The following is a 12,900-nucleotide window of genomic DNA, read 5'->3' as shown; positions in this document are numbered from 1 at the left end:
CAGCCCCCGCTCGGGACGATACACCAGACTCGTCACTCAGGGACATAGCTTATCTACACAGCGTAACTACCAGCGGGGTTACGGATACCGGGTGCATCCGGACGGTACCTGTGCGTGGCCTCACGTGGCGGTCGCCACGACGTTTAGCACCGGATCGCCGTCCGCGAACCGCCGGAGCTGCTCGCGCAGGATCTTCTTCGCCCGCGGCCCGAAGGCCGACGACGGGCCGCCCACGTGCGGCGTGATGAGCACCCCGGGCGAGCTCCACAGCGGGTGCCCGGCGGGCAGCGGTTCGGGGTCGGTGACGTCCAGCGCGGCGCGCAGCCGGCCGCTGTCCGTCTCGGCCAGCAGCGCCTTGGTGTCGACGACCTTGCCGCGCGCGATGTTCACCAGGAGCGCGCCGTCCTTCATCCGCGCCAGGAAGGCCGCGCCGGCGAGGTGGCGGGTCTCGTCGGTCAGGGGCGTCGCGAGGACCACCACGTCGGCTTCGGGGAGGAGTTCGGGCAGGTCGGAGAGTGCGTGCACCGGCCCGCGCGCGGTGGTACGGGCGGAGCGCGCGACGCGCGTCACCCGCTCGCACTCGAAGGGCGCGAGCCGGTCCTCGATGGCGCTGCCGATCGCGCCGTAGCCGACGATGAGCACGGTCCGGTCGGCGAGGGCCGGCCGGAATCCCTGCCGCCACTCCCCCGCGTCCTGGGCGCGCACGAAGTCCGGAACGCCGCGGAGGGAGGCGAGGATCAGCGTCAGCGCGAGTTCCGCGGTGCTCGTGTCGTGCAGGCCGCGGGCGTTGCACAGCCGCGCGCCCGGCGGGAGGGCGGGGACGGCGGGCAGCATGTGGTCGACGCCCGCGGTGAGGGTCTGCACCACCTGTACGCCCGTCATCTCCGGCAGCGGCCGCAGGCACACGTCGGGGGTCTTGAGATACGGGACGGCGTAGAACGCGCAGCGCGCCGGGTCGGTGGGGTACTCCGCCTCGCCGTCCCACTGCGCGTAGTCCAGTCCCTCGGGGAGTCCGTCGATCTCCGCGGCGGGCAGGGGAAGCCAGGCCAGCGGGCGGGCAAAGCCGTTGTCATCTGCACTCATGACCCGAGGCTATGCGAAACGGCCCGGTCGGCAGAGGTTAGTTTGGGTGGCCGGGAACGGGAGGGGTAAGGCCAGGTGGAGCGGAGGAGAATCGGCGCGTCGGCGCTCGAAGTGGGCGCGATCGGCCTCGGCTGCATGCCCATGCACTGGGCGTACACCGCCTCGCAGCAGAGCGGCGAGAGCGCGCTGCGCGCCGTGCACGCCGCACTGGACGCGGGCGTGAACCTGCTGGACACCGCCGACATGTACGGGCCGTTCACCAATGAACTGCTGCTGGGCCGGGTGCTGCGGCAGCGCCGCTCGGACGTCTACGTCTCCACCAAGTGCGGGCTGCTGGTCGGCGAGCAGCACATCGTGGCCAACGGCCGCCCCGGCTATGTGAAACGCGCCTGCGACGCCTCGCTGCGGCGGCTCCAGACCGACGCCATCGACCTGTACCAGCTGCACCGGCCCGACCCCGAGGTGCCGATCGAAGAGACCTGGGGGGCGATGGCGGAGCTGGTCGCGGCCGGCAAGGTCCGTTCGCTGGGGCTGTGCGCCGTCGGTGCGCGGGCGCACCGACGGTCGGGCGGCGGCCTGTACGACACCACGATCCGGCAGTTGGCGCGCCTCCAGCAGATCTTCCCGGTCAGCTGTGTGCAGGCGGAACTGTCGGTGTGGTCGCCGGAGGCGCTGGACGCGCTGGTGCCGTGGTGCGGGGCGCGGGGCGTCGGCGTGCTGGCGGCGATGCCGCTGGGCAACGGCTTCCTCAGCGGCACGCTCACGCCGGGCCAGGGGTTCGAGCCGGACGACGTACGGGCCCGGCATCCGCGCTTCACGGCCGAGATGATGGCCGCGAACCAGCCGATCGTGGCGGGGCTGCGCCGGGTCGCCGAGCGGCACGGGGCGACGGCGGCGCAGGTGGCGCTGGCGTGGGTGCTGGCGCAGGGCCCGCATGTGGTGCCGGTGCCGGGGACGAAGAAGGAGCGGTGGGCGGTGCAGAACGCGGGCGCCGCCGGACTGCGGCTGACGCGGGAGGACTTCGCGGAGATCGCGGCGCTGCCGCCGGTGCGGGACTCCTGGGTCTGACGGGGCGTCCGACGGGCGGGTCCGCGTTGCCCGGCTCACGGAGTGACTCGCGGTCCTACGCGTCCGGCGCACGAAGCGCCTTGCGGTTCTACGGGGCCGGCGCACGAAGCGTCTTGCGGTTCTACGCGGCCGGCTCGCAGAGCGTCTTATATAAGAGGGGCGCACGCCGGAGTGTGCCGCACAGCCGCGTGAGTTTCGGCCCGTACGGCGCGGGCGGTGTGGGATGCGTGTCGGAGCCCCGGTGTATAAGGAACAGGACCGCGCACCGCCCCCGGCGAGAGGATCCCACCGTGCGACGTCCCACCGTCACCGCCGTGCTGGCCGCCGCCTCCCTGCTGCTCGTCGCGGGCTGCTCATCGGGCGGCGACGGCTTCCCCGGCGAGCGGAAGGCCACCGGCGCCGCGGACGGCGACAGCCCGTCGGCGAACGGCTCTTCGGGCCCGGCGGCCGCCGCGCCCGCCAAGGGCTCGGTCCGGGTGGAACGTACGGTCGCCACCAAGCTCACGTCGCCCTGGGGGCTCGCGCCGCTGCCCGGCGGGGATCTGCTGGTCTCCTCCCGCGACACCGGCAAGATCGTCCGGGTGGGCGCCGAGGACGGCGGGCAGACGGAGCTGGGCACGGTGCCGGGCGTCGCCGCGGCGGGCGAGGGCGGCCTCCTCGGCATCGCGCTGTCCCCGGACTACGCCTCGGACCACATGGTGTACGCCTACTTCACCACCGACTCCGACAACCGCATCGCCCGCATGTCCTATGACGAGAAGAAGCCGGCCGGCCGCCGGCTCGGGGCCCCGAACACGGTGTTCCGCGGTATCCCGAAGGGCTCCAACCACAACGGCGGGCGGATCGCCTTCGGCCCGGACAAGATGCTCTACGCCGGTACGGGCGAGAGCGGTCAGCGCGATCTCGCGCAGGACGAGAAGTCCTTCGGCGGGAAGATCCTGCGGATGACGCCCGACGGACAGCCCGCGCCGGGCAATCCCCGCCCCGGCTCGGTGGTCTACACCCTGGGCCACCGCAATGTGCAGGGCCTCGCCTGGGACGCGGACAAGCGGCTGTGGGCCAGTGAATTCGGCCAGGACACCTGGGACGAGCTCAACCTCATCGAGCCGGGCAAGAACTACGGCTGGCCGGTGGTCGAGGGCAAGGGCGGCGGGGACGGCAAGAGCGGCTACGCGGCCCCGGTCGAGCAGTGGAAGACCTCGGAGGCGTCTCCCAGCGGCCTCGCCTACGCCAAGGGCTCCCTGTGGATGGCGGGGCTGCGCGGCGAGCGGCTGTGGCGCGTACCGCTGAAGGGCGCGCGGCCGGTGGCCGAGCCGCAGTCGTTCCTGGAGAAGAAGTACGGGCGGCTGCGCACCGTCGTCCCCACGGACGACGGAGGCCTGTGGCTCACGACGAGCAACACCGACGGCCGCGGCGACCCCACGGGCGAGGACGACCGCCTCCTCCGCCTGAAGGTGAGCTGACTCCGGCAGCCGCACCCGCGACCTGGGCAGACGTGCGCTCCCCACGGCCCCGGGCGCTCGCCCCGGCCCCTTTGACGGCCCCCGCCGTACAATGTACGAGGGGACCACCACTCCAACGGGGGTTCAGATGTTCAACATCTTCGAGGCGATCTTCGCTCCTGGTCGCAAGCACACCGAGGAGGAGCGGAACCGCTTGGAGCTGACCCGCGAGGACGTCGGCGACGGCTCGTCGGGCCACGGCCCGATAGACCTCGACTCGGGCCAGGTCGTCATACGGCCGCAGGAGAACTGATTCGCGGGAGCGGCGGCCCGCGGGAGCGATGACCCGCGCGAACGCCGGCCGGAGCGCCATCGGATCAGGCGCTCTCCGGAGCGCTGAACAGCCGCAGCCGGTGCGCCAGCGCACCCGCCTCACCACGCCCCGACACCCCCAGCTTCGCCAGGATGTTGGAGACATGCACGCTCGCCGTCTTCGGCGAGATGAACAGCTCCTCGGCTATCTGCCGGTTGCTGCGCCCGGCCGCGACGAGCCGCAGCACATCGCGCTCGCGCCGGGTCAGACCGAGCGATTCGGCCGGATCGGCGGGGCGGCTCGAAGCGGCGGGCTTCCCAGCGGACTTCCCGACAGACTTCCCGGCGGGCGGCCCGTCGAGCGGCAGCCGGGCGCGGGCGGCCAGCTGCTCCAGGTCCTCGCACAGCGGCCTGGCCCCGAGCCCGACAGCGACGTCGTGGGCCCGCGCCAGCAGCCCCGCCGCCTGCTCACGGGCCGCGCCGCCGCCCCCGGCGAGGAGCGCTTCGGCCCACCGGTGGCGGGCCCGCGCCAGTTCGTACGGCCGCTCCAGCGGCTCCAAGGCGGTGGCCGCCGCCATCCAGCGCCCGGCGTCGCCGGTGCCCTCCGCGCGCCGGATCTCGGCCTCCAGCAGCAGTGCGTAGGCCCGCCAGAGCGGCACCGGCTGGGCGATCCCCTTCGCCGCCCGGCCGATCCGGCGCAGCGCCTCCGCCCGGCCCTCCTCGGCGCGCGGCAGTCCGCGCGCGTCGGCCTCGGCGGTGGCCGCGGCGAGCAGCAGCGGCCAGGCATAGCGTCCCGCGGTGGGCGGGATCCCCGTCGCCAGCACCTCGTCCAGCGTGGCGCGGACGTCGTCGATCCGGCCTCGCGCCGCGGCGAGTTCGAGCGTGAAGCGCGCGAGGACGAGGGTGTGCTGCGGTTGCAGGTCGTGGCTGCCGTAGTGCTCGCGGGCGCGGGCGAGCTCGCGCTCGGCCGTCGCCCAGTCGCCGCGGGCCAGCGCGATCCTGGTGAGCCTGCTGGCGGCGGTCGCGCGCGGCTTGGCGCTCCGCGCGAGACGGCGGACCTTCAGCGCGGCCCGCTCCACCTCGTCCCAACGCCCCAGGGAGTACAGCGAGTCGGCCTGATTGCCGTACGCCCAGGCCTGGGCGTCCGACAGTCCGAAGCCGGCCAGCACCTCGATGCCCTCGGCCGTCACCTCGACGGCCTCCGCCGACCGGCCCACGCCCTCCAGCGCGGAGGCCAGGTTGGTGTAGCAGCGGCCGAGCACGCCGATGTGGCTCAGCACGCCGGCCCGCCCGAGCTCGACGACCCGGTCGTGGACGGCGCGCATTTCGGCGAGGCCGCCCGCCACGTCCCCGGCCTCGACCGTGAGCCCGCCCAGCGTGAGGCGCGCGTTCAGCTCGATGCCCTCGGCGCCGACGAGCCGGGCGAGCTCGATGGCGCGCTCCGCCATGCCGAAGGTCTCCGGGCCGGGGGTGTGGGTCGCGTCCAGGGCGGCGGTCAGCGCCAGCACGTCGGCGTGCACGGAGGACGGCGGCATCCCGCGCACCAGCTCCCGGGCCCGGTCCAGCTCGGCCCGCCCGTCGCCGCGGGCCAGCCCCTCCATCAGCTTGGCCCGCTGGTTCCAGAACCAGGCGGCCCGCAGCGGGGCACGCTCCTCGTCCAGCTCGCGCAACGCCCACTTGATGACGGCCAGCGCGCGCTCCTCGTCCCCCGACAGATAGGCGGCGACGACGGCCTCGGCCAGCAGGTCGAGGTGGCGCAGTGCTTCGCCGTCGCGGCCGCGGGCGGGGTAGCCGTCGGCGTGGTCGATGGGCCGCTGCGCCTCGCGGACGTCGGCCGGGGCGATCTCCCACAGCTCCAGCGCCCGTTCCAGCAGCCGCAGTTGTTCGGCGTAGGCGTATCTGCGCCGGGAGTGCACGGCCGCTTCGAGGGCGGCGGGCAGCGCCTTCGCCGCATCGTGCGCGTGGTACCAGTAGCTGGCGAGGCGGGCGGGGCGCTCCTCCGCCCGTACGGCCGCGGGGTCGGACTCCAGGGCCCGCGCGTAGCGCCGGTTGAGGCGGGAGCGCTCGCCGGGCAGCAGGTCCTCGCCCACGGCCTCGCGGACCAGGGAGTGCCGGAAGCGGTAGCCGTCGCCGTCGGGTGTGGGCAGCAGGATGCCGGCGCCGACGGCTGTCCGCAGCGCTTCGATGAGGGCGTCCTCGTCGAGCCCGGCGACCGCGCGCAGCAGGTCGTACTCGACGGCGGAGCCGCCCTCCGCGGCGGCGCGCACCACGCGCTGGACGTCCTCCGGCAGCGCTTCGACGCGGACGAGCAGCAGGTCGCGGAGCGATTCGCTGAGCCCGGCGCGGACTCCGTCGGCGAGGGAGCGGGCCAGCTCCTCCACGAAGAAGGCGTTGCCGTCGGAGCGCTCGAAGACGCGGTCGAGCAGCGGGCGGCCGGGCCGGGAGCCGGTGATCCCGGCGAGCTGGTCGCCCACCTCGGCGCGGGTGAAGCGCGGCAGCTCGACGCGGTGGACGGTGCGCATCCGGTCCAGCTCGGCGAGGAAGGGCCGCAGCGGGTGGCGGCGGTGGATGTCGTCGGAGCGGTAGGTGGCGACGATGACCAGGCGGGCCCGGTCCAGGGAGCGGAGGAGGTAGCCGAGCAGTTCGCGGGTGGAGCGGTCGGCCCAGTGCAGGTCTTCGAGGGCGACGACGAGGGTCCGGTCGGCGGCGAGCCGCTCCAGCAGCCGTGCGGTGAGCTCGAAGAGCCGGGCCCGGCCGTCCTCGCCGCGCGATTCGCGGGCCGTCTCGCCCAGCTCGGGCAGCAGCCGGGCCAGCTCGCCCTCCTGCCCGGCGGCGGCTTCGGCGAGGGCGTCCCCGAGCTGCCGACGCAGGGCCCGCAGGGCGGTGGAGACGGGGGCGAACGGCAGGCCGTCGGCGCCGATCTCCACGCAGCCGCCGACCGCGGTGACGGCGCCGTCCGCGCGGGCGGCGGTCAGGAACTCCTCGACGAGGCGGGTCTTGCCGACGCCGGCCTCGCCGCCGACCAGCAGCGCCTGGGGCTCGCCCGCGGCGGCGCGGTCGAGCGTGCCGGTGAGCGCCGTGAGTTCCGCGGCGCGGCCGACGAACACCGGGCTGACAGAGGTGATCCGCACATCGCCGAGCATCGCACAGCCCACTGACATCCCGGCCGGCCGATTTCCCGGGCGCTCACGCGGTCGCCCGGCGCGAGCGGGCGCCGTCGTCCCGTCGGACCGTACGGCTCACCCGCCTCTCTCCCCCGCCGCGCTCCTCTCCCGCGTCGCGGCGAGCGCGGCGGACGGCAGCGCGGACCCGGCGGGCCTCTTTAAGAAGGCGCCGTCGGGCGGCCTCACGGTGGAGTTCGGCGGCGCGGCACTGGTGCGTTTCGTAGTGGAGCATCGTGGTCTCCCTGGTGGGACGGTTTCTCGCGGTACGAGAAGCCTCGTCCCCCAGGGAGACCCGGCGCATCGGGAAAGTGCCGCATCTTCCGCCCCGGAGGGGCCTTAGGAAGCGCGCCGGAAGGTGCCTTATGAAGCCCGTCTGAAGGGGCCTCGGAAAGCGCGGTTCAGCGCCCGCTCGTGGCAGGCACCTTGGGAAGCGCGCCGAAGAGGTCGAAGTACATGCCCGCGGAGATCAGTACGCCGATCACGCCGAGCGCCACGCCGCCCCAGGCGACGGCCCGGACCCACGGTGCGAGGGGGCCGGCCGGGGAGGTACGGGGGCGGGAAGCGAGCACGGCGGCCGCCAGGAGCAGTGCGATGAGGGCGAAGCCGCCGTTGACCAGGGCCGTGGTGTGCCAGGGGGCGCCGTAGACGGCGCCGATCTGGTCGGTGGAGCCGCCTGACTGGACCTTGATCTGGCCGGTGAGGGTCTTGCGTTCGGCAAGCAGGGTGCCGAGCCAGGTGCCGCTCAGGGCGGCGAAGCCGAGCGCGGCGGAGACGACGGCCGCGGCACCGGCGAACACGCCGGAGGAGGCCGGCCGCGCGGCGGTCTCCTCCGCGAGCGCGTCCTCCTCCGACTCCGCGCTGTCCTGCCCGTCGGCGCCCTTCCCATCGGCGTCCTGCCCGTCGGCGTCCGTGTCGGCGTCGAAGCCGGTCTCCGTGACCTCGGAGATGCTTCCCCCGTCAGCACCCTTCTCCTTCGCGGCGTCCTCGGCGCCGCCCTTCTTCGAGGCCAGGGGCGTCTCATCGGCCGGGCCGCCCGTCTCGGCGTCGGTCTTGGCTGTCTTCGTCTTGGTGCTGTCCGTGTCCATGGCCGCACACCGTAGGGGTACTTTCTGAGAGCCGTCTGAGCGTCCGCCCCCAGATGGCCCGCAGGCGGCGCGAACGCGTCCCCCGGATGCCCCCGCGCATTCCGGGGGATCCCCCGCACACCCCTCTGACCAGCGCGGCAGCCGCCGCGCGTCAGCCGGTGATGGATTCCTTTCCGTTCTCGATGTGGCCCATCAGCCGCCGCCGGAACGCGGCGTCCTCCTCCACGGTCAGCCGGAGGTCGTACCAGCCGTGCGCCTGTGCCGCCTCGTAGGGCAGGGTGCGGCTGCGGCCGGGCGCGAGGGTGACGGTCCGGGGGCGGGCGCGGCCGTACCCCTCGACGCCCAGCGTGAGCGTCAGCCGCTCGCTCCCCCGGTTGTCCAGGGTCAGGTGCAGCTCGCGCCGCCGGGTGTTGACGGTGGTGCTGACGTGCAGCCCGGCGGCGGCGCCCCGGTCGGCTCCGGCGTACTCGCGGCGGAAGCCGTTGGGGCCGGTGAGCGTGAAGTCGTACGCGCCCTTCTTGACCGGTACGTCCCAGGTGGCCGTCCCCAGCACGTCGCGGTGTTGCGGGGTGGCGTACTCCCCCGCGTACGGGTAGAGCGCGAAGTGCGCGCTCGCCGCGCCGGTGTTGCGCAGCGCGAGGCGGAACGTGCCCGCCTCCCGGTCGTACGTGCCGTGCGCGTCAGGCTGGTAAGGCAGCGGCCGGGCCGGGCGGACGCCCTCCTCCTGGTGCGGCATCTTCTGGTCGGCGGGAGGTTTGGGGCTCCAGCGGCCGGTGAACGGGGGGATCGGGCCGGGCCCGTCGACGGCCGGCCGGGGGCGACCGCGCGAGAAGTCGAAGGCGCCCGTCAGGTCGCCGCACACGGTGCGCCGCCACTCGCTGATGTTGGGCTCGCGCACGCCCAGCCAGCGCTCCAGGAAGCGGGTGATGGAGGTGTGGTCGAACAGCTGCGAGCAGGCGTAGCCGCCGACCGTCCAGGGCGAGATGACGACCATGGGGACGCGGATGCCCAGCCCCACGGGGCGGTTCTTCCAGAACTCGTCCTTCGTTCCGTCCGGCGGAACGGGCGGCGGCACATGGTCGAAGAAACCGTCGTTCTCGTCGTAGGTGAGGAAGAGCGCGGTGTGCCGCCAGACGTCCGGGTTCTTGCCGAGCGCGTCGAGGACCTTGTAGACGATGGTGGCGCTGGCGACCGGCGAGGACGAGCCGGGGTGCTCGGATTCGGCGGCCGACGGCACGATGTAGGAGACCTGCGGGAGCTTGCCGGAGGCGACGTCGGCGGCGAAGGCCGTGGCGGTGGAGCCGGGTTCGCCGCGGTGCAGGGCGCGCCGGTAGAGGCTGCGCTCGTCGGCGGTCAGGGCGGCGACGCCCTCGGCGAGCAGCTTCTCCAGCTTCGCCCGGCCGGCGGTGTCGGCGGTGGACAGCTTGCCGTAGTAGGCGGTCATGTTGTGCGCGCCGTCGACCTTGGCCAGCGCCTTGCGGGCGATGGCCTTGAAGCTCGCGTAGAACTCCAGGTTGTTGTCGGTGAAGTTGTCCCACTCCTGGTAGACCTGCCAGCTGTGGCCGGCCCGCTGGAGCCGCTCGGCGTAGGTGGTCCAGGCGTAGCCGGGGTGGGTGTCCTCGTTGTACGCGTCGTTGCCGACGGCCCGCGCGCCGCCGCCCGGCTCGAAGCCGGTCCAGCCGCTGACCAGGTGGTTGCGGTTGGGGCTGGTGGAGGAGTGGATGGCGGAGTGGTAGGCGTCGCAGACGGTGAAGGTGTCGGCGAGTTCGTAGTGCAGGGGCATGTCGGCGCGGTCGTAGTGCGCCATGGTGGCGGCGGTCTTGGCGGTGACCCAGCCGTCCATCCAGCCGCCGCGCCACGCCTTGCCGCCGCCCTCCCAGCTGTGGTCGAGCGCCCCGATGTACTGGAGGTCCTTCTTCTGCGCGGCGGCGGCGTCGCGGACGGCGAAGGGCAGTACGGTCCCGATGCCGAGCGGGCCGGGCTGCTCGAAGACGCTCTTGCCGCTGGGGAGTTTGACGGCGTTGCGGTCGGCGTAGCCGCGTACGCCTCTCAGCGCGCCGAAGTAGTGGTCGAAGGAACGATTCTCCTGCATGAGGACGACCACATGCCGGATGTCGCCGAGGCCGCCGGGCGTGCCGCCCTTGTGTCCGGCCGCCGCCGGCTCCGCCGCCAGGGCCTGCTGGAGCGACGGCGGAAGGAGCGACCCGGCCGCGGCCACGGTGGCGGCGCCCGCGCCGAGTGCCAGTGCGCGTCTACGCGTTATCTCGGATGACAAGCCGACCTCCCAGTCGATGGCCAATGGTCCAGTGCTGTGCCATTGGAGACTCGGGGGGACGGTAGCGACGGGAGGTGGACAGGGGAAGACTTCGCACCGACGCGGCGGTTACGAAGTGGACCTCGGCGCTCCAGGCCGACGCGCGCACCTGCGCGCGGGCCATGCGGGCCAAGCGGTACGTGACGCGGCGGGTAAGGCTGTACGGGCGGCAGCGCCCAGCCGTACGGGCAGCAGGGCGGCCCCGGGGGCGCACTCCTGCGAACCGAAACGCCCGTACGGGCCGGACCAGCCGTACGGGCAGCGGCGCGCGGACGCTCGTACGGCCACGGCGGGACCGTACGGACGAGGCGGGACCGTAAGGCACGAGCAAGACCGTACGACCGCAGGACCGTACAACCGAGGGGCGGCCCTCCGCAGGCCGCCCCTCGTCTCTCTACGCCCCCGCCGGCACCAGCGGGAAGTGGCAGGCCACCCGGTGCCCCACCGCCGTCGGCTCCGCGGGCGGCGGTTCCGTCGTCGCGCAGACGTCCTGGGCGATCGGGCAGCGGGTGCGGAAGCGGCAGCCGGACGGTGGCGCGGCGGCCGAGGGGGTCTCGCCGCCGAGCGGGGAGCCGGTGGCCTCGGCCGTCGGGTCGGGCTCGTTGACCGTGTCGAGCAGCCCGCGGGTATAGGGGTGCAGCGGGGAGCCGAAGACCGCCTCGGCGGGGCCGGTCTCCACGAGTTTGCCGAGGTACATCACCCCGACCGTGTCGGCCAGGTAGCGCACCACGGCGAGGTCGTGCGAGATGAACAGGTAGGTCAGGCCCTTGTCCCGTTGCAGGTCGCGCATCAGGTTGAGGATCTGCGCCTGTACGGAGACGTCGAGCGCGGAGACGGGTTCGTCGGCGACGACGAGGGCGGGGCTGAGGGCCAGCGCCCGTGCGAGGCCCAGGCGCTGGCGCTGGCCGCCGGAGAACTCGTGCGGGTAGCGGTCCACGGCTCCGCGCGGCAGGCCGACCTCGTCGAGGAGTTCGGCGATGCGCGCGTCCTGCGCGGCCCGGTCGCCGATGCCCTGGATGACGAGCGGCTCGCGCAGGATGGCGCCGACGCGGGCGCGCGGGTCCATGGAGGCGTACGAGTCCTGGAACATCAGCTGCACCTCCCTGCGGTGCGCGCGCAGTTCCTTGCGGCCGAGGGCGGTGATGTCCTGGCCCTCGAAGCGGATCTCGCCGCCGGTCGGCGACTCCAGTCCGACGACCATCCGGCCGAGGGTGGACTTGCCGCAGCCGGACTCGCCGACGATGCCGAACGTCTCGCCGCGTTTGACGGTCAGCGAGACCCCGGCCACCGCGCTGACGGCGGAGGCGCCCTTGCGGCGGGCGAACGGCCCGCTGTTCAGCGGGTACTCCTTGGCGACCTCGCGCAGCGCGAGGAGCGTCTCGTCGGTGCGTACGGGCGCGGCGTCCGGCGCGGGCGGCACGACCTCGGCGACGGGGTCGGTGTCCGGGTCGACGGGGTGGAAGCAGGCGAAGGCGTGCTCCGCCGCACCATCACCGGTCTCCGTCAGCTCCGGCTCCGCCGTCCGGCACTCGTCCGTGGCGAAGGCGCAGCGCGGCGCGAAGCGGCATCCGGTGGGCCGTACGACCAGGGACGGCGGCAGGCCGGGGATGGTGGCGAGCGGCTGCGACTCGTCGGCGGCGCGTTCGGGCAGGGCGGCGAACAGGGCCTGGGTGTAGCGGTGCCGGGGCGTCGCGAACAGGGGGCGTACGCCCGCCCGTTCGGCGACCTTGCCCGCGTACATCACGGCGACCTTGTCGACCCGCTTGGCGATCACGCCGAGGTCGTGCGTGACGAGGATCATCGCCATGCCCAGCCGTTCCCGGAGTTCGTCGATGAGCTCCAGGATCTGGTGCTGGGTGGTGACGTCCAGGGCGGTGGTCGGCTCGTCGGCGATGAGCAGCTTGGGTTCGCAGACCAGGGCCATGGCGATGGCGACGCGCTGCCGCATGCCGCCGCTGAGCTGGTGCGGGTAGTTCTTCATCCGCTCGCCGGGCTGCGGCATGCCCACCAGCCGCAGGGTCTCCTCGGCCTTCCGCCACGCCTCGGCCTTGGTGGCGCCGGTGTGCAGCAGGAGGGGTTCGGCGACCTGGGCGCCGATGGTCATGGTGGGGTTGAGGGAGGTGAGCGGGTCCTGGAAGACCATGCCGATGGTGTTGCCGCGCACGTCGCGCAGGACGGGCTGGGCGGCGGTCGCCAGGTCGGCGCCGTCGAAGAGGATGCGGCCGCCGGTGACGCGCCCGCCGTTGGGGAGGAGTCCGAGGACGGACAGCGCGGTCATGGTCTTGCCGCAGCCGGACTCCCCGACGATGCCGAGGGCCTCGCCCGGCGCGAGGTCGAGGTTGACGCCGTCGAGGGCGTGCACGGTGCGGGCGCGGGAGGCGATCTCGACGTGCAGGTCTTCGATGGCGAGGAGTTTGTCGGTCATGGTGGTT

General features: G+C 73.7%; 8 protein-coding genes. 3 read left to right on the top strand and 5 right to left on the bottom strand.

Going from position 1 to position 12,900, the window contains the following annotated elements; genetic code table 11:
* Positions 1 to 120: 120 nt before the first annotated feature.
* Positions 121 to 1,083 (bottom strand): 2-hydroxyacid dehydrogenase, encoded by a 963-nt coding sequence (locus tag AB0I22_RS20200; protein ID WP_363132183.1) that lies wholly within the window; start codon positions 1,081 to 1,083, stop codon positions 121 to 123.
* A gap of 75 nt (positions 1,084 to 1,158) precedes the next feature.
* On the opposite strand from AB0I22_RS20200, the gene AB0I22_RS20195 reads away from it, so the two are divergent.
* From AB0I22_RS20195 to AB0I22_RS20185, 3 genes are all read left to right on the top strand, one after another.
* Complete coding sequence (locus tag AB0I22_RS20195; RefSeq protein ID WP_363132182.1) at positions 1,159 to 2,151, top strand: aldo/keto reductase; 993 nt, start codon at positions 1,159 to 1,161, stop codon at positions 2,149 to 2,151.
* A 290-nt stretch (positions 2,152 to 2,441) separates the two neighbouring features.
* Positions 2,442 to 3,614 carry a PQQ-dependent sugar dehydrogenase gene (locus tag AB0I22_RS20190; protein WP_363132181.1) on the top strand — a complete coding sequence of 391 codons (1,173 nt, stop codon included), beginning with the start codon at positions 2,442 to 2,444 and terminating at the stop codon, positions 3,612 to 3,614.
* A 127-nt stretch (positions 3,615 to 3,741) separates the two neighbouring features.
* Positions 3,742 to 3,906, top strand: coding sequence for a DUF6191 domain-containing protein (locus tag AB0I22_RS20185; protein WP_363132180.1), 165 nt, complete (start codon positions 3,742 to 3,744; stop codon positions 3,904 to 3,906).
* A gap of 64 nt (positions 3,907 to 3,970) precedes the next feature.
* On the opposite strand, the gene AB0I22_RS20180 is transcribed toward AB0I22_RS20185, so the two are convergent.
* The 4 genes from AB0I22_RS20180 to AB0I22_RS20165 all read right to left on the bottom strand — a co-directional run bounded on the left by AB0I22_RS20180 (position 3,971) and on the right by AB0I22_RS20165 (position 12,893).
* Positions 3,971 to 7,048: an AAA family ATPase gene (locus AB0I22_RS20180; RefSeq protein ID WP_363132229.1), complete on the bottom strand. Its 3,078-nt coding sequence runs from the start codon at positions 7,046 to 7,048 to the stop codon at positions 3,971 to 3,973.
* 419 nt (positions 7,049 to 7,467) lie between these two features.
* A complete protein-coding gene (locus tag AB0I22_RS20175; protein ID WP_363132179.1) occupies positions 7,468 to 8,154 on the bottom strand; it encodes a hypothetical protein in 687 nt (228 codons plus the stop codon).
* Positions 8,155 to 8,305: 151 nt separating this feature from the next.
* Positions 8,306 to 10,429 (bottom strand): phosphocholine-specific phospholipase C, encoded by a 2,124-nt coding sequence (locus tag AB0I22_RS20170; RefSeq protein ID WP_363132178.1) that lies wholly within the window; start codon positions 10,427 to 10,429, stop codon positions 8,306 to 8,308.
* Between the two features lie 433 nt (positions 10,430 to 10,862).
* On the bottom strand, positions 10,863 to 12,893 hold the full coding sequence (locus tag AB0I22_RS20165) for an ABC transporter ATP-binding protein (RefSeq protein ID WP_363132177.1): 2,031 nt from the start codon (positions 12,891 to 12,893) through the stop codon (positions 10,863 to 10,865).
* Between the last annotated feature and the right edge of the window lie 7 nt (positions 12,894 to 12,900).

Source organism: Streptomyces sp. NPDC050610, from assembly GCF_040654875.1.
Taxonomy (GTDB): domain Bacteria; phylum Actinomycetota; class Actinomycetes; order Streptomycetales; family Streptomycetaceae; genus Streptomyces.
This window is presented reverse-complemented; position numbering and strand designations above follow the sequence as displayed.

What these genes read in the sequence shown, in the direction of transcription:
- AB0I22_RS20200 (WP_363132183.1), bottom strand. Translation starts at nt 1,083, where the DNA reads ATGAGTGCAGATGACAACGGCTTTGCCCGCCCGCTGGCCTGGCTTCCC.
- AB0I22_RS20185 (WP_363132180.1), top strand. Translation starts at nt 3,742, where the DNA reads ATGTTCAACATCTTCGAGGCGATCTTCGCTCCTGGTCGCAAGCACACC.
- AB0I22_RS20180 (WP_363132229.1), bottom strand. Translation starts at nt 7,048, where the DNA reads ATGCTCGGCGATGTGCGGATCACCTCTGTCAGCCCGGTGTTCGTCGGC.
- AB0I22_RS20175 (WP_363132179.1), bottom strand. Translation starts at nt 8,154, where the DNA reads ATGGACACGGACAGCACCAAGACGAAGACAGCCAAGACCGACGCCGAG.
- AB0I22_RS20165 (WP_363132177.1), bottom strand. Translation starts at nt 12,893, where the DNA reads ATGACCGACAAACTCCTCGCCATCGAAGACCTGCACGTCGAGATCGCC.